18 protein-coding genes are annotated in these 22,065 nt (G+C 54.5%); 15 read left to right on the top strand and 3 right to left on the bottom strand.

What is annotated here, in order from left to right; translation table 11 throughout:
- Positions 1–25 precede the first annotated feature (25 nt).
- Positions 26–580 (top strand): TRAP transporter small permease, encoded by a 555-nt coding sequence (locus tag LG409_RS15830; RefSeq protein ID WP_227407098.1) that lies wholly within the window; start codon positions 26–28, stop codon positions 578–580.
- Complete coding sequence (locus tag LG409_RS15825; protein ID WP_227407097.1) at positions 577–1,872, top strand: TRAP transporter large permease; 1,296 nt, start codon at positions 577–579, stop codon at positions 1,870–1,872. The genes LG409_RS15830 and LG409_RS15825 overlap by 4 nt, the downstream gene beginning before the upstream one ends.
- 104 nt (positions 1,873–1,976) lie before the next feature.
- Here the strand turns inward: LG409_RS15825 and LG409_RS15820 are convergent, their stop codons facing one another.
- Entirely contained in the window at positions 1,977–2,918 is a 942-nt protein-coding gene (locus tag LG409_RS15820; RefSeq protein ID WP_227407096.1) for an exopolyphosphatase, read from the bottom strand.
- A gap of 431 nt (positions 2,919–3,349) precedes the next feature.
- Between LG409_RS15820 and LG409_RS15815 the strand changes: the two genes are divergently transcribed.
- The 9 genes from LG409_RS15815 to LG409_RS15775 all read left to right on the top strand — a co-directional run bounded on the left by LG409_RS15815 (position 3,350) and on the right by LG409_RS15775 (position 10,361).
- Positions 3,350–3,646 carry a hypothetical protein gene (locus LG409_RS15815; RefSeq protein ID WP_039175189.1) on the top strand — a complete coding sequence of 99 codons (297 nt, stop codon included), beginning with the start codon at positions 3,350–3,352 and terminating at the stop codon, positions 3,644–3,646.
- A 147-nt stretch (positions 3,647–3,793) separates the two neighbouring features.
- Positions 3,794–4,978, top strand: a complete 1,185-nt coding sequence (locus LG409_RS15810) for a heparan-alpha-glucosaminide N-acetyltransferase domain-containing protein (protein ID WP_227407095.1) — start codon at positions 3,794–3,796, stop codon at positions 4,976–4,978.
- Between the two features lie 106 nt (positions 4,979–5,084).
- Entirely contained in the window at positions 5,085–6,158 is a 1,074-nt protein-coding gene (locus LG409_RS15805) for a serine hydrolase (protein ID WP_446719102.1), read from the top strand.
- A 51-nt stretch (positions 6,159–6,209) separates the two neighbouring features.
- Complete coding sequence (locus LG409_RS15800; protein ID WP_039175191.1) at positions 6,210–6,488, top strand: peptidylprolyl isomerase; 279 nt, start codon at positions 6,210–6,212, stop codon at positions 6,486–6,488.
- Positions 6,489–6,546: 58 nt separating this feature from the next.
- Positions 6,547–7,491: an ABC transporter ATP-binding protein gene (locus LG409_RS15795; protein ID WP_227407094.1), complete on the top strand. Its 945-nt coding sequence runs from the start codon at positions 6,547–6,549 to the stop codon at positions 7,489–7,491.
- Complete coding sequence (locus tag LG409_RS15790; RefSeq protein ID WP_016915096.1) at positions 7,488–8,249, top strand: ABC transporter permease; 762 nt, start codon at positions 7,488–7,490, stop codon at positions 8,247–8,249. Before LG409_RS15795 ends, LG409_RS15790 begins: the two co-directional genes overlap by 4 nt.
- 35 nt (positions 8,250–8,284) lie before the next feature.
- The gene (locus LG409_RS15785; RefSeq protein ID WP_016915095.1) at positions 8,285–9,307 is read left to right on the top strand and encodes a nucleoid-associated protein; all 1,023 of its coding nucleotides are present in this window, start codon (positions 8,285–8,287) and stop codon (positions 9,305–9,307) included.
- 5 nt (positions 9,308–9,312) lie between these two features.
- Positions 9,313–9,771 (top strand): tellurite resistance TerB family protein, encoded by a 459-nt coding sequence (locus tag LG409_RS15780; protein WP_096922064.1) that lies wholly within the window; start codon positions 9,313–9,315, stop codon positions 9,769–9,771.
- A 26-nt stretch (positions 9,772–9,797) separates the two neighbouring features.
- Entirely contained in the window at positions 9,798–10,361 is a 564-nt protein-coding gene (locus LG409_RS15775; RefSeq protein WP_084123705.1) for a YqhA family protein, read from the top strand.
- Positions 10,362–10,392: 31 nt separating this feature from the next.
- Here the strand turns inward: LG409_RS15775 and LG409_RS15770 are convergent, their stop codons facing one another.
- A complete protein-coding gene (locus LG409_RS15770) occupies positions 10,393–11,406 on the bottom strand; it encodes a serine hydrolase domain-containing protein (protein ID WP_227407093.1) in 1,014 nt (337 codons plus the stop codon).
- 689 nt (positions 11,407–12,095) lie between these two features.
- Complete coding sequence (locus LG409_RS15765; protein WP_039175200.1) at positions 12,096–12,416, bottom strand: hypothetical protein; 321 nt, start codon at positions 12,414–12,416, stop codon at positions 12,096–12,098.
- Between the two features lie 470 nt (positions 12,417–12,886).
- Here LG409_RS15765 and fliD (LG409_RS15760) point away from each other — a divergent pair, with 470 nt between their 5' ends.
- The 4 genes from fliD (LG409_RS15760) (at position 12,887) to LG409_RS15745 (ending at position 21,970) form a co-directional block, all read left to right on the top strand.
- The gene (gene fliD / locus LG409_RS15760; RefSeq protein ID WP_227407092.1) at positions 12,887–14,242 is read left to right on the top strand and encodes a flagellar filament capping protein FliD; all 1,356 of its coding nucleotides are present in this window, start codon (positions 12,887–12,889) and stop codon (positions 14,240–14,242) included.
- A gap of 159 nt (positions 14,243–14,401) precedes the next feature.
- Positions 14,402–15,793 (top strand): flagellar filament capping protein FliD, encoded by a 1,392-nt coding sequence (gene fliD, locus LG409_RS15755; RefSeq protein ID WP_227407091.1) that lies wholly within the window; start codon positions 14,402–14,404, stop codon positions 15,791–15,793.
- A gap of 140 nt (positions 15,794–15,933) precedes the next feature.
- Complete coding sequence (locus LG409_RS15750) at positions 15,934–16,767, top strand: flagellin N-terminal helical domain-containing protein (protein ID WP_227407090.1); 834 nt, start codon at positions 15,934–15,936, stop codon at positions 16,765–16,767.
- A gap of 124 nt (positions 16,768–16,891) precedes the next feature.
- Positions 16,892–21,970: an O-linked N-acetylglucosamine transferase, SPINDLY family protein gene (locus tag LG409_RS15745; RefSeq protein WP_227407089.1), complete on the top strand. Its 5,079-nt coding sequence runs from the start codon at positions 16,892–16,894 to the stop codon at positions 21,968–21,970.
- The last annotated feature ends 95 nt before the right edge of the window (positions 21,971–22,065 follow it).

The raw sequence follows: 22,065 nt of genomic DNA, 5'->3' as shown, positions 1-22,065 counted from the left end.
GCGAGATCACCTCAGGAAATTATCGATGAATGCTCCCTCGGAAGAGAAAGCGGCACCCGTGCAGGGGCTGGATAGAGCCGCCCAAAGTGTGCTGCGTGTCATTACGAACCTGTGCGATGTGGTGGGCGTGACCTTGATGGTGGCCATTCTGGTGCTGCTGGTGGCCGCCGTGGTGGCTCGTGACCTGCTGGGGCTGGGAATGCCCTGGACAGAAGAAGTCGCGTCGCTGCTGGCCATTTATGCAATTGGTTTTGGCTCCATTTCGGCGTGGGTGCGTAGTGAGCATCTGGTCGTGGACCTGTTTAGTCACCGGCTCTCCAACGTGGGCAGGCATCTTCAGTATCGCTTGACGGCCATGATCTCCTGCGGATTTTTCGTGCTGGCGGCCTGGGGCGCCTGGATCATGTCCGACATGAGTGCCAACAACAAGACCGTATCGCTGAGTATCAGCTTCAGTTTTCTCTATTACGGCGTATTGCTCAGTTTCTCGGGCATGGCGCTGATCGCCGCGTGGCAGACCCTGCGTGGCCCCGTGGCCTGGTTGGAAGCGCCCCGTGAAGAGGAGCCCGCGCAGCCATGATGGAATTGCTCGTATTCGTAGGGGGCTTGCTGGCCCTGATGGCCATTGGATTGCCCGTGGTGGTGGCCATTGGCGTGACCTCGTTCATTGCCCTGGCGGTAACCGGGGCGGGGGGCCTGCCGGTGGAGCTGCTGCCGCTGCGCATGGTGCAAACCCTAAACAACTTCACGCTGCTGGCCATCCCGCTGTTCATTCTGGCGGCCAACATCATGAACGTGGGCTCCACGACCACCCGTATCTTCGACTTCGCCACGGCGCTGGTGGGATTCACCAAAGGCGGACTGGGGCACGCCAATGTCGTGGCCAGCTCGATTTTTGCCACCATGTCGGGTACCGCAGTCGCCGATGCCGCCGGGCTTGGCAGCATCGAAATCAAGGCCATGAAGGAGCGCGGCTACGAGCTGGGCTATTCCACCGGTATTACGGCGGCCTCCAGCGTCATCGGCCCTATCCTGCCGCCCAGCATTGCGCTGGTGGTGTATGGCTGGTTGGCCAATGTCAGTATCGGTGGGCTGTTCATGGCGGGGTTGCTGCCGGGCATCCTGATGGCGCTGTTACTGATGGGCATGACGGTGGTGCTGGGCATGACTGGCCGGGTGGTGATGCCCACACCGACCGCGTTCGATGCCTGTGAAGTCGTGCGCACGGGCAAGCGGGCCATCCTACCTCTGATGATGCCCGCCATTATCGTAGGCGGTATTTGGGGAGGCTTTTTCACCCCCACGGAAGCGGGTGCGATTGCCTCGCTGTACGCGGTGATCCTGGGTGGGGTGATCTACCGTGACCTGAACGGATGGGATTTATTCCAGGCGTTTCGTAGAACCCTGATGTTCAGCGCGGTCATTCTGCTGATCATCGCGGTATCGAGCTTCTACGGATGGATTCTGGTCCGTATGGGTATCCCCCAGGCGCTGGCAGGCCAGGTCGCCAGCATCGATATGCCCACCATCGTGCTGCTGCTCTGTTTTGCGCTGTTTTTCCTGCTGATCGGCTGCTTCATGTCGGTGATCGAGAGCATCCTGATTTTCACGCCCATCGTCGTACCGGCCGCCCTCAGCGCGGGGTTGGACCCCGTTCACTTCGGTATCGTGATGGTCATCACGCTCTCGGTGGGCGTCATCACGCCGCCCTTCGGCACGGTACTGTTCCTGATGGTCGGGATTACCCGGTTGAGGTACGGCCAGGTGGTCAAAGCCGTATTGCCGTTCCTGCTGCCCATTCTGGCCACGATCCTGCTGTTGATCGCCGTGCCTGGACTGGCGACCTGGCTGCCGAGCATGATGGGGTATTGAGCCTGGTCGCGAATGCTTCGCCTCTGGATGATTCGAACCCAGGGGCGAAGTAACGCATTCAGTGCGGAGGAGATGCAGCGGGTGATTACCCGTGCAGCCGCTCTTTAGCCATCGGCATTGATCTTCTCAACAATCTCCGCCAGCGCGCTTTCCGCCTGGTCATTATCGACTTGGCAGGTGCCCGCATTCAGGTGGCCGCCGCCGCCGTAGCTCAAGCACAGCTCGCCCACATTGGTGTTGCTGGAGCGGTTGAGGATCGACTTGCCAATGGCCAGCACGGTGTTCTGCTGCTTGAGGCCCCACATCACATGGATCGAGATGTTGCACTCGGGGTACATGGCGTAGATCACGAAGCGGTTGGTGGCATAGATGGTCTCTTCGTTGCGCAGGTCCAGCACCACCAGATTGCCGTGTACGCTGGCGCAGCGTTCGATCTGCTGTTTGGCCAGTTGCGCGTGTTCACGGTACAGCGCGGTGCGCTCGTGAACGTCTTCCAAAGCCAGGATTTCGTCGATGGTGTGCTCACGGCAGTAATCGATCAGCTTCATCATCAACTGGTAGTTGGAAATACGGAAGTCGCGGAAGCGCCCCAGCCCCGTGCGCGCGTCCATGATGAAGTTCAGCAGCACCCAGCCTTGCGGGTCGAGAATCTCGTCGCGATCGAACTGTGCCGAATCACCTTTATCGACCGCCTCCATCATGTCGTCCCAGCGGGCGGGGAAGACCTCGTGGCCACCGTAATATTCCCACACGACGCGTGCCGCAGAAGGGGCGTCGGCATTGATGATGTGGTTGTCGGCCCGCTCGACGTTACGCACGGTTTCGCTCAGGTGGTGATCGAAGGCCAGATGGCAGCCGGGCACATAAGGCAGGTTGGTGGTGATGTCGTTGGCATCGATCTCGATCTTGCCATCCTGCATGTCTTTGGGGTGCACGAAGGTGATCTCATCGATCAGCCCCAGATGCTTGAGCAGTGCGCCGCATACCAACCCATCAAAATCGCTGCGGGTAACCAAACGAAACGTGGATGTCTGTTGCGTAGGCATTTGTAGTCTCTTCACGGTGATCGGTATCTGAACGATACCAGCAGTGAACGCGGGTTAAAATAAACCTTTCCGCTCTTGCAACCCCGGTTACCAACGCTTCGGCGAGGCGTAGCACTGGCTAGTTAAAGTGAGCAGTGTTGCAGCGGGGCGTGAGCATCAGGGGCTCATGTGTCAGAGGTAAACAATAAAAAACTAATTAAATATTATAGAAGAGACTTGTTGGCATGCAGGAATTTTTTATAAGTAACTGAAATTTATTAATTTAAAAATTTTCTGGCGCGGACTGGCATGGGGGGTGCAATGTTCTAGGCAAGAACGGCAAGCATGAACGTCAGGACGACACGCCGCTCTTATCGATCGTGAAGATGAAACGTTGTTAGATGCGTAACACGCCGAACTGAACGAAAGAAACGCCATTAGGAGGCACGACCATGAAAAAGGAAGCTCTGAAGAAACTCGGTATTCTGGGTGTATCATTTGGCCTGGTAGCCAGCCCGCTGGCATTCGCAATGGAGGAGCATGAAGAGCACCCCACTGCGCCGCAGGAAGAAACCATGCAGGATGATCAAGGCTCATTCAACTCTTTCGATGCTGATCAAGAGCAGGGTGCCACCAACGACGGTGTGACCACCGAGTATGAAGAGGAAGAGCAAGAATTCACTTATGAAGAGGAAGAAGAAGAGCAGGATCAGTGGGAGACTGAAGAGGAAGACGATTCTGGCTGGTAATCCCACGGCCGCTTAAGGGAGTAACTTCTACTTCGGCTCAAGGATGAGCCACGCAGCGCCCCGCCAATTGCGGGGCGCTGTTGCGTTTGGGCTATCGTGTCATAGGGGCTGTCATAGGGGCGAAGCGTGGAAGGGAAATGCGCGTGAATGCGCTATGGTAAGAGACGCATCTTCATAAAATTCCTCCGCTATGACCCTGACCACGATAACAAGGACGTGCCCAACGTGTTGAATTGGAAAGAGCTTCCCCAGCTGCCTCGCGCCGAAGGGCGTATCGAAGCCATCGACCTGGCACGAGGTATCGCCATCGGGCTGATGATCGTCAGCCATGCGGTGAGTGGTTTGGTCGGCATACGTAACGTACCGGACTGGGGCATGGTCCCCGTTCACTTCATCACCAAGTTTTCATCGTCGCTGTTCATTCTGGTGTTCGGCATTGCCCTGGCGGTGGCCTTTTTGGCCCATACCCAAAGCGAGGATTGGCCCAAAAGGCGCCTCAAGCTTTGGGTGCGCGCCTTGGAAGTGTGGTTCTGGTACAAGGCCCTGACCATCGTCGAGATGCTGCCTTACTACTCCCCCGCCGACATCGTCGATACTCTGCTGTATGGCCGATTTGCCATCTGGGTCGAAATCCTCGGATTTTATGCCATTGCCCTGTTATGGGTGCCGCTGTTGCTCCCCCTGTGGGCACGAACGCCTCTGTGGGCACGACTCGGAGCCATTGTGGGGCTGACCGCGCTCTCGGCCTGGCTTCAAGGGCTGAGCTTCGGCGGAAACGATATTCTCAAGGCGCTGCTGGTGGATCATGAAGACCACTACACTTGGGGCCAACTGAGCCGGGCACCGCTGGTGCTGGCGGGGTTGCTGATGGGTGAGGCCCTGCTGCGCTGCTACTTCGATGTGGCGCTGCGCCGCCGTTTGGTCGGCGTATTGGTCGTGGTAGGGGCGCTGATGGTGGCCGGTTTTTATGGCCTGGCCATCAGCGCTGGAGATGTCGATGCCGCCATGCTGGCGATTGCCAACAATGCGGGCAAGCACCCGCCAGGACTGCAGTTCATGCTGTTCAGCGTGGGAGGGGCGCTGGTGCTACTGGGCCTGGCATTGGCAGGCGGCGCCATGGCAGCCAAGGTGCTGTTGCCGCTGACCGTGGTGGGCAGCGATGCCCTCAAGGCCTTCATATTTCACATCGTGATGATTTTTCTGGTGCTGCGCTTTTTGCTGGGGGCCGAAAATGTCCTCTCTTATCCACAGGTGCTCGGCGTGGGCGGGCTGTTGATTCTGGGTGCTGCCTTGTGGATAGGGCTGACCCGCTGGGTGGTCCGACATAAATAGCCTGTACGAGAATAGGCAGTGCAACGGTAAGCCGTAGATGGGGAGGCAAGGTTTGAGACGTTTCAAACGCTGGTGGTTGAGTATGGTGCTGGGCGTGCTGCTGCCGATGGGGCCGGTCGTTCTGGCAGACACTCACGGGCAGGCGCATGGTTATGAGACGAACTGGTACTACGAAGTCGACAAGCAGAGCCCTTGGCAGGGCAGCCTGGATGCCCGGATCGCGGCCATCGAAGAGGCATTCGGTGGCGAGCTGGGCGTCTACGTGCAACAGCTGACGAGCGGCGAAGCGTACTCATGGCGTGCCGATGGCCCCTGGTATCTTGCGTCGTTGGTGAAAGTCCCGGTGGCTGCGGAAGTATTGGCGCAGCGCCAGGCGGGCACGCTGTCGCTGGATGAGCGGATCACGCTCTCGCGCAGCGACTTCGTGGATGGCGCCGGGCCGGTCAACTGGCACGACCCTGGCACGCCCATTTCCATCCGCTACCTGTTGGAGCAGATGGTGACGGTCAGCGATAACACGGCCACGGACATGCTGATCAACCGCGTGGGGCTTGCCGACGTCAACGCCCGTGCTCGGGCCATGGTCGCGGCCAGCGGCGGGCACCCCGAGCAGTTGGGGCCCATCAGCCTGCTGGTGGGTGTGCGCCAGGGCGTGTACGGCCAGCTGCACCCGCAGGCCCGCCAGCTGGGCGGGCTCGATTTCATGGCGCTTCGCCAGCACAGGCTTGGCCAGCGCCCCGCGGCGCTGGCCTGGACGCTCGGGGTATCGCCCAGCAGTTTCGCGCAGCCAGACTACGACAGCGCCTTCGATGCCTACGAAGCCAGTGGTGAAAACGTCGGCACGCTGCGTGCCTACGGCGACCTGCTGGCCAGCCTGCACCACGGAGGCATGGACGACCTCGACCGCGAGCAGCGGCAAACCCTGCTGGAGGTCATGCAGCGCACCCGCTCTGGCGAACAGCGGCTCAAGCGTGGCATGGGCCGCGAGGTGACCTTTGCCCACAAGACCGGCACCCAGCACCGCCGAAGCTGCGATGCGGGCATCGCCACCCGCGATGGCGCACCCCCGCAGCACTGGGTCATCGTGGCCTGTAGCCGTGGCCCGCTGGCGCTGAGTGCCCACGAGCAGGCGTTGACCCGCGTAGGTGAAGCATTACACGACAGCGGCGTGATAAACTGACCAGCCGTTTTGGGTTGAACCGTTATCAGGTTGAATATTAAGGAGTTGACCATGGCCCGCGCTAGCGCACGTCATATTCTGGTAAGCAGTGAAGAGCAGTGCAACGCACTGAAACAAGAGATCGAAAACGGCCGTGACTTTGCCGACGTGGCCAAGCAGCACTCCAGCTGCCCCTCTGGCCGTCAGGGCGGCGACCTGGGCAGCTTTGGCCCCGGCCAGATGGTGCCTGAATTCGACAAGGTGGTGTTCAGCGGTGAATTGAATACCGTGCATGGCCCGGTACAGACCCAGTTTGGCTACCACCTGCTCGAAATCACCAGCCGCAGCTAAGGGCGCCCAGCGCCCGTAAAGCACCGCGGCGTCCCCGCCGCGGTGTGAGGAGCACGCCTTGAACGACCCAATCATTGCCATCGAAGGCCTGAACAAAACCTACTCAGGAGGCTTTCAAGCGCTTAGCCGTGTCGATCTGACCATCGCGCGCGGTGAAATCTTTGCCTTGTTGGGCCCCAACGGCGCCGGCAAGACCACCTTGATCAGCGTGGTGTGCGGGCTGGTGAATCCCAGTGAAGGCCGTGTGTTGGTGGATGGCTTCGATAGCGTTCGGCACTATCGGCAAGCCCGCGAGCGTATCGGCCTGGTGCCCCAGGAACTCACCAACGAAGCCTTCGAAACCGTCTGGAACACCGTCAGCTTTAGCCGAGGCCTGTTCGGCAAGGCGCCGCACCCGGCGCATATCGAAAAGGTGCTCAAGTCACTCGCCCTCTGGGACAAGCGCCATAATCGGCTGATGACCCTCTCGGGGGGCATGAAGCGCCGCGTGCTGATTGCCAAAGCGCTGTCTCACGAACCGCGTATTCTTTTTCTGGATGAGCCCACCGCAGGCGTCGATGTCGAGCTGCGGCGCGACATGTGGCAAGTGGTACGCGGGCTGCGCGATGACGGCGTCACGATCATCCTCACCACCCACTACATCGAAGAAGCCGAAGAGATGGCCGACCGTATCGGGGTCATCAATCGTGGTCAGATCGTGCTGGTGGAAGAGAAAGCCGCGCTGATGAAAAAGCTCGGCAGCAAGCAGCTGACCCTGCACTTGCACACTCCCTTGCAAGCGCTGCCGGAAGCACTGGCCAATGAAGCACTGAGCCTGGCGGCCGACGGGCACGAGCTGGTGTACACCTACGATGGTCGCCAGGAAGAGCATCAGGCCGAGGGGCGCAGCATTTCGTCACTGCTGGCGCAGCTGGAAAAAGAGGGCATTACCTACAAGGACCTGCACACTCGGCAGAGCTCTCTGGAAGACATCTTCGTGGATCTGGTCAAGGAGCGCGCATGAACCTCTATCCGATTCGGGCCATCTACATGGCAGAAATGGCGCGTACTCGGCGAACCCTGCTCCAGAGCATCGTCTCGCCGGTCATCTCCACGTCGCTCTACTTCGTGGTCTTCGGGGCTGCGATTGGTTCGCGCATCAGCGAGATCGGCGGGGTGAGCTATGGCGCCTTCATCGTACCGGGCCTGATCATGCTGATGCTGCTCACCCAGAGCGTCTCCAACGCCTCCTTCGGCATCTTCTTTCCCAAATTCTCCGGCAGTATCTACGAGATATTGTCGGCCCCGGTGTCGTATCTGGAAATCGTCATCGGCTACGTGGGGGCGGCGGCGTCCAAATCGATTCTGCTGGGCTTGATCATCCTGGCCACCTCTGGCTTGTTCGTGCCGCTGGAGATTGCCCATCCCTTCTGGATGCTCACCTTCCTGGTGCTCACCGCCGTCACGTTCAGCCTGCTGGGGTTCATCATCGGTATCTGGGCCGACGGGTTCGATAAACTGCAGCTGGTGCCGCTGCTGGTGATTACGCCGCTGACGTTTCTGGGGGGCAGCTTCTACTCCATCGATATGCTGCCTCCGTTCTGGCAAACCGTGACCCTGGCCAACCCCGTGGTGTACCTGGTGAGCGGATTTCGCTGGAGCTTTTATGGCATCAGTGATGTCAGTGTGGGCGCCAGTATTGCGATGATCCTGTTCTTTTTAGCCGTCAGCCTGGCCACCATTGCCTGGATTTTCCGCACCGGATACCGGCTGAAGCCCTGACGTTTCACGTTTTTCTGCAAAGGTAACGCCTGCTTATGCCGCTACTGCAAAGTGCCGTGCACCGCCTGGAGCCCTCTTTGGATGGCGAGCGCCTGACCGTGACGCCGCCCCCGGCACCCGCCGAGGCCGACAACCCCGTCATGGCCAGCCTGGTCAACACCCTCAACGATACCTACAACACCAAGGCCAAGGGGTGGGGGCGGTTTGCCGAGCAGGGGGAGCAGGCAGGGCCGCTGGTGGCCTGGCTGAGCGCCTACCTGGCGGCCGACCCTTCGGGCACCGAACAAGGTTTTGCCGAACTGGCCAACGCCCTGGCCGAGCGCCTTGCGCAAACGCTGCAGGAGCAGCTGTCGGTCAGTGGTTATCTGGTGACGGCGCACCTTCGCCAGGGGGATACGGATACCCTGTTCTTCGGCTTGATCCATCAGCGGGAAGGGATCGGCTTCAATGAGGCTCATCAGGCCGTGCCAGCCGCTCAGTTGAACGCCAGCCAGCTGACGCTGGCGGCCAGGGTGAACCTCACCCAGTGGCAACGGGCGGATGCCACGACGCAGTACGTCTCGTTCCTCAAGGACCGTGGTGCCAAAAAGCTCTCCGATGGGCTGGTGGCGCTGCTGGGCATGGAAGAGGGCATCGATGCCCCGGCAGAAACCCGCACCCTGCTCAAGGCCTTCAGCGACTACGTCGAAAAAGAGGACCTGGACGACGACGCCAGCCGTGAAAAAACCGACACCCTGGTGGATTACGCCAACGAGCAGCTGCGCCGTGGCGAACCCATGACGCTGGAAGCACTTTCCGAGCTGGTGGACGAGAAGCAGCCACAGGCGTTTTACGACCATATCCGCAACGCCGATTACGGCCTCTCTCCGGAGATTCCGCCGGACAAGCGCACCATCAACCAGTTCCGCCGGTTTACCGGCCGAGCGGGTGGGGTTTCGATCAGCTTCGACTCGCACCTGCTGGGTTCCAGCATCGAGTACGATGCCGCGCAGGACCGTCTTATCATCAAGCAGGTGCCCAAACAGCTCAAAGAGCAGTTGGCCAAACGCAAGGAGTAATTGCCGTGCTGGACGCGATTCAAAGCTTCTTTCAGCGGACGCTGTCGGCCCCGGAGCAGCGCGACGATCAGGCCCTGACCCTGGAGCTCGCCTGTGCTGCGCTATTGTGCGAAGTGATGCGGGCCGACTATGAACAGAGCGAGGCCGAGCGCGCCGCCATGCAGCGCATGCTGATGACGCGCTATCGCCTCGATGAGCAGGCAGTGAGCGAACTGATGCGCCTGGCCGAGGCAGAAGTGGACGACGCCGTGGACCACTACCAGTTCGTCAGCCTGATCAAACAGCACTACGGCTATGAGCAGCGCCTGGAAGTAGTGGCCATGATGTGGCAGGTGGCCTGGGCCGATGGCTCGCTGGACCCGCTGGAAGAGCACCGCATTCGCCGCCTGGCCGACCTCCTGCACGTCAGCCACAGTGATTTCATTCGCAGCAAGCTCAGCCAACGCCCGGATTCCGCCTCTTAAACGCTTCAAGGAGCGCTTCGACCGCCATGAACAACAATGCTCTTCCTCCTCCTGCGCCCAAGCCGCCCCATGAACAGTCGCCCTGGGAGCGGTGGATAGAGACCGCGCTATGGAACTCCCGTTTTCTCGTCATGCTGGCGGTGGTGCCGAGCCTGATGGGGTCGCTGTTGCTGTTCATCGTCGGCACGCTGGATATTTTGAGTGTGGGGGGTGATGTACTGCATTACTACTTTATCGATGACTCGCGCAATATCCACGACACCCTCGTGCCGAATATCATCATGGCCGTGGATATTTATCTGATTGCCATCGTGCTGCTGATTTTCGGGCTGGGGGTGTATCGGCTATTCGTGTCTCGCATCGACCAAGCCGAAGTACGCTACCCTACGCACCCCTTCAACGTTGCCTCTCTGGATCAACTCAAGGACAAGATTGCCCGCGTCGTCATATTGGCCGTCATTATCGAGTTCTTTCGCGCCGTGGTGGATATCCGCTTCAGCACACCGTTGGAGGCCATTTATCTGGCCCTTTCCGTACTGGCGCTTGCAGCCGCGCTCTACTTGATGAGCCTGGCGCACAAGGGCGAGTAGCTCGCCCTTCCCGTGAATAGCCCGTGGCGGGCTACGGAGAGCTCTCCGTTTCCAACAGGCCCGCCACCAGCGCATTCAACTGCTGCTGAAACTGGCCGCCGGGGGAGGGTGGGTTGGGATCGGACGTTATCACGACCGTCATCGCCCGCTCAGGCACCACGAATAGCGCTTGGCCACCGTAGCCTCGGCCATACATCACTGGTGTGTCGGCCAGGGTAGTGATGAACCAGCCATAGCCGTAGCCATCGCCTGTCCAGGGCGAGCTGCCCCGAGGTGTCCAGGAAGCCTCCACCCAGCCTTCGGGCAAGACCCGCTGGCCGTTCACTACGCCATCGTTGCGGTACAGCTCGCCAATCTCGACCAGGGCTCGGGGCGATAGCAGCATATCGTTGCCACCAAAGTAAATGCCTTGCGGGTCCCGTGGCCATGCAGGAATGGTGATGTTCAAAGGCTCGCCCAGCAGCCGTTGGGCGAGCGCCAAAGTGCTTTCACCGCTGGCATGGGTGAGGGCCGCCGAGAGCACATGGCTCGTGCCCGTGGAGTAGAGCATGCGCCCGCCGGGGGTATCGACGAACGGACGGCTAAGCGCATCGTTGACCCAGTTGGCGCTGGCCACCCAGGCGCCGTAGTGGCTTCCCGAGGTGCGCTCCAATCCTGCCTGCTGGGCAAGCAAGTGGGCCACGGTGATCTCGTTGACCCGTGGGTCGGCATCGCTGGGCAGGCTGTTCAGCAGGCTCGCCAACGGCTGATCCACCGAGTCGATCACGCCCGCTTCGATAGCCGCCCCCGTAATGGCCGCCAGCACGGTTTTGGATAACGACTTCACGTTGGCAGGCGCCGCCACCCCAGGCCCACCCTGATGAATTTCGTGCACGATCTCTCCATCATGAGCGACCACCACCGCATGCACTCGGGGCAGCGCAGCGGTGCGTTCGTCGAGCGCTTGAAGCCGTGCGGCATCAGGCGCGTTGGCAGAGGCCATCGGCAGAGAAAACGAGACGAAGGAGAGCGCACAACAGCAGGACACCAGCAGAGGAAAACGCATCGCAGAACCTTGGCAGAGCCTTGAAAAGGGGAGGCCAAACTTCGAGGCAGTGCCTGGCCAAAGGTTCCCCAGCGGCCCCGGATCAGCCAAATTCCAGGAAATTACGCAAACATCAAAAAAGCCTGCTACGCTAGAAGGGCCTGTTAAGGGAGAAGCAACCCTTTGATTTTCATGAAACGCTAAAGCAAGGAGTGCCGTTATGCGTAGCATTATCTATATCGTGGGTCTGGTTGTCGTGGTGTTGTTCATCCTTTCGCTGCTGGGCTTACGTTAAGCAGCCTGGGGCCACCATCCCCGTTAGCACGCCAAGCGCCCGCTTCCCCCAGCGGGCGTTTTTTTAAGCTCTTCGCATTCTGGCGTGACAGCGAAGCAACTCCCAGTAAAGTGCCATGAACATCAGCACGTCATGGATCCATTGGGCGACTGCCTGGGCAAGCACCGGTGCCACCATCATCGCGGGCTAAAGCCCTCCTCCCACAACAGCAAAGTGGCGGGAGTGAGGCCAGTGGATTCAGGATAGCTTGAGTAGCCACTTTAGCCTGCCTGTGGGAGGCCAATTCATTGGGCGACTGCTTGGGCAAGCACCGGTGCCGCCATCATCGCGGGCTAAAGCCCCCCTCCCGCCGGGTCATTGCCCAACTCACTTGTGGGAGGCCAATTGATTCACGCCAGAATGCAATGAACCTTTTTTATGCGCAGTCGGCGGCGCCTTGGCCAAACATATCGAACATCAGCTCGCGGCCCATGCCCGTCAACACCCAACGGCCATAGCTGTTATACGTCGCGGCACCGCTCTCTTCCAGCACCTGCTGGCACATGGCCCAGCCAGTTTGCTGGTGGCGCAGCGTGTTCAGCTCATGACGGGACAAGCCCCGTTGGGGCAAGGTGATGGTTTCAAGGACATGGCCGCTTTCATAAAGCAGCTCGGCAGCACGGGAAAGGCAGTGACGCAGGCTGCGTTGCAGATGAAAGGCAGCGCTGGAGGCCTGAGGTAACGCTTCTGCGGGCATGGATGGCTCCTGCAATCGCACGGGATAGGGGATGTGCTGCAGTGCATTATAAATGAGCAAAGGCATTAGACCAAGGTCTATGTTTGCATGCCATGGTGGAGCGAGCATGTCCACCATGAGAGCGTTGAAAAGGGCGTAGGTGATTATGTTACTGTCAAAAAAGTGCAGTGTTGGCGCGCTACTCTAATCGTGCAAAGACAGCTGCTGTGATCGCCACTGTATTTGCAAGGTTTCTAATTGTTACTCGTTTTTACGTATAAAAACGAAAAAAAGAGCCATATTGTTCAAGTTATTAGTACACAAGCCGACGGTTTTAAGTAACGGCAATATAAATGCCCCGTTTTTGACAGGAACATAATGCGGGGTTTGGCCATCGTACTGCTCAGGAGCGAATAAACGCATCATCACTTCGAGCGATTGACACTAGACACGCAGCGTTCAAGACGCGCAGAAATAAGGCATTGATAGTTATGGCTTCCATCACATCGTTAGGTATTGGTTCAGGGTTGGATCTCAACGGTCTGCTCACTCAGCTTCAACAGGCCGAGCGTGCCAAGCTGGAACCCATTCAACAGCAAATCGACAGCCAGCAGGCGCAGATTTCTGCCTACGGGCAGCTGCAAAGCGCGCTGTCTGCTTTTCAAGCATCTGCGAAAAGCCTGAATGAGCCAGGAACCTTTGAAAGTCTTTCGACCAATGTGGAAGGCAGTGCTGTCAGTGCCGCCAGCAGCAATGATGCCCAGCCTGGTCAGTACGAGGTTCAGGTAGAGCAATTGGCCACGGCGGGCAGCTTGGTCACCGAACGCCTGGCGTCTGCTGATACCGCGATTACCAGTGGCGAGCAAACGCTCAGCTTCAACCTTGCGGAAGGCGAGATGGCGCCCATCACCATTGCCGATGGCAGCACACTCGAAGACATGCGTGATGCCATCAACAGCCAGAGTGACGGGCGGTTGAGTGCCTCCATCATCAATGATGGTTTGGGCTACCGTCTTTCGGTCAACGCCACGGAAACAGGTGCAGACGCCAGCATCGAAAGCACCAACTTTTCGCAGTTGCTCAACGCCGATGCCGAGACCAGTGACACGCAGGTAGTACAAGCCGGGCAGGATGCGCGCTTCAGCGTAAACGGTATCGATATCGTGAGCTCCACCAACCAGGTGGAAGGCGCGGTACAGGGCGTGACATTGACGCTGACAGAAGCGAATTCCACCAGTACCGTCAGTGTTGCCCAAGACAGCGATGCCATTCGTGAGCAAATCACTGCGTTCGTGGAAGATTACAACGCGCTGAAAAACACCATCAATAGTTTGACCGCCTATAACCCGGATAGCGGTACCGCGGGCGAGCTAAATGGCGACAGCGCCACGCGGGCGGTAGAGTCGGCATTACGCATGGCATTGAGCAGCCGCGTGGAGGGGGATGGCTTCAGTGTGCTTTCCGATATCGGTATCTCTTTACAGCTCAATGGCACGCTCGCCATCGATGATGACAAGCTGGATAGCGTGATTGCCAACCAGCCTGACCAATTAGCAGCTTTTTTCTCCGGTGAATCGAGTGAGGGCGGTATGGCAGGGCAGATCACATCAGCCATCGAACAGTTGGTGGGCCCCTCTGGGCGGTTGGAAAATGCCGTCAGCAGCTCTGAAAGCCGGGTGGCCTCTCTCAACGACCGTTTTGCCACCATGGAAAACCGTATTGACCAGTCCATCGAACGCTATCGTGCCCAGTTCGTGGCCATGGACAGCATGGTAGGGCAAATGAACCAGACCAGTGCCTACCTGACGCAACAGCTGGCCATGCTGGGGCAAATGAACCAGAACTGAGTGTCCAGGGAGGAATCGTTGCCGAAGTATTAGACAAAAGCCTGGGATTGCCCCCAGGCTTTTTTGATAGCCAGCCCCTTACCCTTGGGCTAAAGTTTTTTTCCCCCCAGCCGATAACCTACCCAGTCTATTTTTAAATTCACAAGGAGCTGAGCCACCATGGCGACGATTACCTCTCTTGGCGTTGGTTCAGGTTTGGATCTTAATGGCCTGTTGAATCAGCTCCAAGCGGCTGAGCGGCAAAAACTGGCCCCGCTCACCCAGCAGCAAAATACCCAGCAAAGCAAGATTTCGGCCCTGGGCCGTTTGGAATCGGCCATGGGGCGCTTGCAGGATTCGATCGTAGCGCTGAACGATACCTCTACGTTTCGCCAGCAAACCAGCACGGTGAATGGCAACGGAGTGAGCGCTACTGCCGGTGAAACGGCCAATGCAGGCCGCTATGACATCAATGTCACGCAGTTGGCGCGTGCGGGAAGTGTGGCTTCCAGCAGTGTGACGATGGATCAAGTGCTGGCAGCCACTGAAACTACCCTGACACTCGATTTTGGTGCCACCTACACCAATGGAGTGTTTGACCCCACTGCCCCCCCTGCCAGCAGCAAAACCATTACCATTGCGGCGGGCAGTACATTGGCGAGCGTGCGTGATCAAATCAACGCCGATGCCGAGTCGGGTGTCATGGCGTCTATCGTGAACGACGGCACGGGCTTTCGGTTGGCGTTGAGCTCCAAAGAAACCGGTAAAGATGCCTCGGTCATCGGTTTTTCGGGCCTGGATGGCCTGGCCATGGATACCAACACCCGCCGCGCTGGGCAAGATGCCGCGCTGGAAGTGAACGGCATTGCCATTACCAGCAGCAAAAATCGCGTGGAAGGAGCCATTCAAGGCGTCACCTTGGACTTGACCGCGACGTCTCAAGAGCCAGTGAGCCTGGTGATCGAGCGTGACTCTGAATTGCTTCGCGAAGCCATCGACAAGTTTGTCAGTACCTACAATGAAGTAAGATCCACCATGGGCCGTATGACGGCGTTCAACGGGGAAGGTGAAACGTCGGGTGAGCTGTTGGGTGACCGTTCGGTGCGCACTATCCAGACACGGTTGAGTCGCGATATTACCGACCCGCTGGCCGATACTGGCGATTTTAGCCGTCTTTCCCAGTTCGGTATTGCCATTGATCAACGTGGCCGTCTCACCGTCGATGACACCAAACTGACCGAAGCCATCGCGAGCAATCCGGAAGGTCTGGCAGCGTTCTTCGCTGGTGAAAAGGCAGAAGAAGGCTTTGCTGGGCGCTTGAGCTCCACGCTCAAAGCCATTACTGGCGATGATGGCTTGATTCAAACGTCGGTGAACGGCGCCGAGCAGCGTATCGATAGCCTCAAGGAGCGCAAAGAGCGCATGGAGCTGATGATCGAGCGCAACATTGCCCGCTACCGCACCCAGTTTGCCCAGCTGGATGGCATGATTGCACAAATGAACTCCACCAGTTCCTACTTATCTCAGCAGTTCAGCATGCTCAATGCCATGCAGAGCAGCAACCGCCGTTAAGCCTTGAGTGTTACGTTCCATTACAAAAAAAGTGGTGTTTTGGGTTAAAGATCTGGCTGGGCCTGCCGTTATTTAAAGTAACGGCGGTCAACCGCCGCAAAGCAGGCCTCGTGGCCAGTTAATCTTCAAGGAGCACTTCCATGTCTGTGATCAATACCAACATCACTGCCCTGATCGGTCAGAATAACCTGTCCAACTCTCAGGCCATGCTGGCCAAAGCTCAAGAGCGTCTGTCTTCTGGCCTGCGCATCAACAGCGCTGCCGACGACGCTGCTGGTCAAGCCATCGCCAACCGCATGAGCGCTCAGATCAGCGGTATGCAGCAGGCGCAGCGTAACACCAACGACGGTATTTCTCTGGCGCAAACCATGGAAGGTGGTCTGAACCAGATCAGCGACAACCTGCAGCGTATTCGTGAGCTGGCCGTACAAGCAGCGAACGACACCAACACTGCAGAAGACCGTTCATCTATCGCACTGGAAATTGAAGAGCGCATCTCTGAAATTACCCGGGTTGCCGACGCCACCAGCTTTAATGGTATCTCACTGCTGAATGGCACTGGATCCGATACTCTTAACATCCAAGTTGGGGCTAACACAACTGTGGGTGTCGATACTCTAACTATTGATACTGTAAACGTTACTGCTGGTGCCAGCGGTTTGAATATTGCTGATATCGATGTAACAAATGCGTCCTCTGCCCGTGACGCAATTGATTCTATTGATGCCGCCCTGCAAATCGTTGACGATGAGCGTGCTACCTTGGGTGCGACCATCAACCGCTTCGAGTCTGTACTCGAAAACCTGACGACTGACATCACCAATCTGACCGATGCGCGCTCACGTATCCAGGATGCGGATTACGCGGTAGAGGTCTCCAACCTGACGCGTGCCAACATTCTGCAGCAGGCGGGTACCTCCATGCTGGCCCAGGCCAACCAGACGCCGCAGTCTGTTCTGTCCCTGCTGGGCTAATTGCCTCGCGGTTAAAGCAAGAAATAGCAGCGAAGGCTGGCCATTGGCCAGCCTTTTTCGTGCTTGCAGCTACGCTACAATGCAGTGAATGGTTGGCAACACTCCCACACAAGGGCTACAGGAAATGGCACGCAAAGGTAAGCAAAAGCAGTTTGGTAAACCAAAAGCACACAAAACGTCGGGTAATGCTGCCCAGCTGGCGGCACTACAAAAAATACAAGATGCCCTGGATAAATCAGAATTAAGCACTGCCTATCAGCTTGCCGAAGTGTTTACCCAGCAACATGCTACGAGCCCCCATGGTTGGGAAATGCTGGCCAATGTGCAGGCTAGGCAACAGTACTTGAAAGATGCCTGCCGCTCCATGCGAAAAGCCATCGAACTGGCCAATGGCGACAACCCGCTGTCTGAGCTAAAATTAGCGCAGTATGAATTCTTTGGGGGTGATGCGCACCAGAGTATCAAGCGTTTGACCTCTTTGAGCGAAAGGATTCCATCAGAAAAGCGTGTATGGGTTTGGCTAAGCAGGGCTTACCATGTTGTAGGCTTGAATAATGAAGCGTTGGCAGCAAATGATAAAGCGTATGCGCTAGATGAAAAATATCAAGATACGCTCGTGTGGCGTAGCCGCATTCTTGATCAGTTGAAAAGGCATAGTGAAGCGTATGCAGCGTCCATGATGCTGAAAAAGCTAAGTCCAAAAAAAGTGGGCGTCAGTAATCATTTGGCTAGCCTTAGTTTGCGTGAGGGTGACTATGAGACAGCAGAACAACATTTCAAAGACGAGCTGGCTATTGGTCCAAATGGGGCAGCAGCCTATAACTCTTTTATTGCTAAGCACTATAATCCTGACTATAGTGCTGAAGAGCTTTTTGAGTTAGCCAAGCAGTTTGAGTCAGGTTATGTGAAAGAAAAAAAAGTCGTTCGCGCGAGCACAGAGAAAAGAAAAGGTAAGCGTGTCCGGATTGGGCTTTTGTCAGGCAGTTTTAGGACGCACCCCGTAGGCCAAATGATTTTGCCTGCTCTTAGAGCCGTAGATAAAAACGAAGTAGAGTTGTTTTTTTATACAACTAATCAGATTGTAGATAAGCTGACGCTTGAAGTCCAAAAAGTAGCGGATAGTTGGGTCTCTGTGGTTGAGCTAGGCGATGAACAGTTGAGCCAAAAAATTCGCCACGATAAGATTGATATTCTTATTGATATGAACGGGGGTGGTGAAGGCTCGAAGTTCATGGCGCTAGCCAAAGAGCCCGCGCCGCTAATTGTGAAATGGGTTGGTATACTGATTAACACTACGGGGCTTAAATGCTTTGATTATCTATTGAGTGATAGTATTGAAACACCCAGAAATGTTGACCATTTATACACTGAAAAACTGATTCGTTTGCCAGATGACTATGTTTGTTATCATCTGCCAGACTATGTGCCTGAAGTAACGAGTCTGCCTGCGCTGAAAAATGGCTTTGTCACGTTTGGCTGCTTGAATAACCCGGCCAAGCTTTCACGTGAGCTGATCCAAGAGTGGTCGACGTTGATGCACGAAGTGCCAAACAGCAAGCTTCTGCTGAGAGGCATTCAGTTCGAGGGCGAGGCCTTTTGCCAACATAAGATGGCGCGCTTTGCGGAGTTTGGTATTGGTGCAGAGCGCTTGTTATTGGAAGGCCCTGCGCAGCATAAAGAGTTTTTGGAAACCTATCAGCGCATTGATATCGCACTCGATACCTGGCCCTATTCTGGTGGCTTGACCACCTGCGAAGCCTTGGCCATGGGTGTGCCTGTCGTCACTTGTGTAGGCCCTACGTTTGCAGGCCGTCATAGCGCGACCCATCTTGCCAACGCTGGTTTGCCTGAACTGGTCACCGATAATTGGGATGACTTCCGCAAACGTGCAAAAGAGCTGGCAGCGGATTTACCCAGCTTGGCAGTTATACGCGCCGCGTTGCGCACGATTTTGAAAGAGTCCCCTGTGTGTGATGGTAAACGCTTTGCCAAACATTTTACCTACGCCATGCGTGCCATCTGGCAGCGTCACTGTGAAGGTAAGGCACCCGAGGCTCTCACTTTTAACAAAGAGGGTGATGCCTGGTTTGCCGGTGAGTCAGAGCCGGTAGCTCTGATAGAGGTAGAAAGCGTACCTGTGCCTCAAGAGGCATCTTTCGAGTGGGATCTGGATAGCCCTGTCATGGTGATGGATAACGGGGCTCGTTTCGCCCGTCACCCACGCTTTGCAGAATGGATGCAAACAGGCAACTTTAACGTTATAACTTTTGACCCTGGTAGCTTGCTGACTAAACAAGCAGAAACACTGAAAGAGCTAGGAGAATGGCACCATTACCCTCATGCAACTTTGGGAGATGGTAGTGATAAGGTATTGTATGCAACATTGGACCCAGAGTTAACAGGCACATTGGAGCCAATAAAAGAACTTCAGACTGGCGAAGAAAGCGATCCTCTGAGGGTTCTGTCCAAGTTGCCGATAAGTAGTGTCTCGATAAATGCTATTGAGGGGCTGCCTGCCATTGATCTTCTGTTTCTTGATGGATTGAACAGTGCTATTGAGATTTTATATAATGGTAGTGATTACTTAAAAGATGCATTGTGTATTCAAGCCAAGGCCTTTTTTAGGCCTAGCTTTCACAAGCAGGTTAGGTTTTCTGAATTAGAGTCTTGGGGAGAGAAATCTGGTTTTGAAGTATATCGATTATTGAATGCCAAGTATACAAGAGCGCACGATCACGTGTGTGATGAACTTTCTGATAAAAATGGCTCAATAGTAGAAGTAGATGTTGTTTTAATTCCAGCTTGTCATAGGCGAGAAAAGTTAAGTGAAGAAAGACTGAAGAAGTTAAAATACCTTGTTTTTCTTCTTGATGAAGGAGAGGGTGGTTCTGGGATTTTATCTCTGAATTCCAAAAACAGTGAAATAAAAAAGGGTTTTTTGGATAAGCACAAGGGTTTTATTGATATTTTGGATGTGAGTGATGTTGCCTCATATAGCTATTTTGACCCTGCAGGAATAGCTGTAATAATGCCTTGTATCAATAAAGAGTTGGGTCTTAAAACTGCTGATATATTAATAAAGCGCGCTGCTATGCCCCTGAAGGTCATAATAGCTATTGACACGTTGCGCAAAGGCTTTATAAATACTCTTAACGAAGTCTCGGCGCGGTGTGATGTTAAATATGTTGTTTACTTGGCCCAAGATGCCTTTCCAGGAATGGGGTGGCTAAGAGCTGCTTATAATTCCCTAGAAACATCAGGTAAAGGGATGCTTGCGTTTAATGATGGTAAATGGCAGGGAAAGATAGCCTCTTTTGGTATGGTTAGAAAGAGCTGGGTCAAGCCTGTTTATGGGGGTAATGTTTTTTATTCTGGTTATAATTCTCATTGCGCTGACGATGAGTTGACTTATATTGCAAAAGCTGCTGGTAATTTGGTTTATAACCCAGATTCTGTTTTGGTTGAAGTTGATTATGAAAAAGGGATGACGGGTGGTGGTAATAAGCCTGATAGAGCCCTTTTGAATAAACGCATTTCTGAAGGTGAAATACAACGTTTGTCAAAGCGGGCTGGACTATCATTAGAAGGAGTTTTAATTTCTAATGGGTTTGAGTCGGAAGTGCATATTTTTAAAGATGAGGTTTTTAAGTATTATAATGAGAAATATCATGTTTTGAATCATGAGTATAACCGCATTGGAGAGCGCTGCTTTTTGATGAAATATTCTTCAGATTATTTTATCAAGTATATTAAAGACTGTGAGGGAGGTATCGTTCTTGAGCGCTGGGGTGAAACTGTTGGCGAACGAAATAATGCTATTCCTGAAGGCCGTTCTTTAAAAAAAGAAACTACGTTCGAGCCAGAGAGTTTTATTGACTGGCTATATGGTCTAAAAGAAGAACTAAGAAAGTTGGGTGTGCAGCATAGAGATATTCACCCATTAAATATTTTGTATAATGAAGAAAAACAGGGTTTTAAACTTATAGACTTTACATGGGCGGTTGAAAGTAGAGAGCAATCTTATGCTTATGGAAATAAAGCCCCAGGGTTGAATCCGTATGCGCGTTATGATAATGAAGCAATATTCAAAATGATTTCTCAGGTTAAAAGAAATGCCGTGATGGCTAGAGAGCATCATTTAATAATTATATGGGGAAGCGGCGATAATAATAGAAAAGTTCTTGAAGAGATCATGGCTGGTCAGTTTCATATCGTAGATGCTTTTTATTGTGACTGGGGTGTTGGAGATGAGTTTAACGCGAACATGAAGCTTTTTTACGGCCAAAATCTGCCGCGCGGCTGTAAAAAGGAAAATGATATAGGCGTCCTTCCATTTCATGCTTATGTAGTAGAAGACCAAAGCCCAGAATATGGTTATGTCGACCATTGGGGGGTGAGTACATACGTTAATAAAAATATTTATTACTTTAAAATGTCGAATCGAAAAAGTAATGGACAATATTATAATTTTATTCACGCTACGAACGACCAAAAAGAATTTTATCGAGATGTCAGTCTTCTTTTGGGTAAAGGCTACCTTCAGCATATTTTTTACCGAAAGGCTTGGCAGGGCACATATATTCAAAACACTGGTGGCATTAAGGAAGAAAATCGTGGCTGGAGAAGCATTAGAGAATTTTTCCTAACCTTGGAAAAAAATACCCGTTATGTTGTGATTAGAAATTTCGAAGGTTTGCCTGAAGTATATACGTACGGTGCGCACGGAGATATTGACCTATATGTCGAGGATGTTGAACTGGCATTGAAGGTTGTTGGTGCAGAATATGTTAAAAACGAAGTGCACTATAAAGTTCTTATTGACGGTCAGTATGTTTATTTTGATTTTAGAAGTCTAGGAGATGGGTACTATGATGACAGGTGGGGTGAAGTTATTTTGTCAAAAAGTATACTTAAAGATGGGTTTAGATCTCCAGATTTAGAAAATTATTTCTACTCTTTGATTTATCATTGTCTAATTCATAAAAATACAATCAAGGAGGACTATTTAATTAGGTTAAAAGATTACTCAAAAATGCTTGGTATACATGGCTTTAGTCAAAGTGGAATGTTGCGCTTGCTGAGTTCTTATATGAAAAAGAAAGGTTATGAAGTGACTATTCCACATGATAAATCTGTCTTTTTTAATCAGAGGGCCTCTGAAAAGCTAGGGTTTTTGTTTCCATTGGATGAGGTGACTAGGTAGTCGAGTTTTAGCTCTTTCTTAGACCCCACCTACATTTTTGTAAGTGGGGTTTTAGTGGTTTTTAGTAGTTGTGGCTTGGCAGTCGATAACGAAAG

Origin of the sequence: Halomonas sp. NyZ770 (assembly GCF_020616575.1) — a bacterium.
Classification (GTDB): domain Bacteria; phylum Pseudomonadota; class Gammaproteobacteria; order Pseudomonadales; family Halomonadaceae; genus Vreelandella; species Vreelandella hamiltonii.
This window is presented reverse-complemented; position numbering and strand designations above follow the sequence as displayed.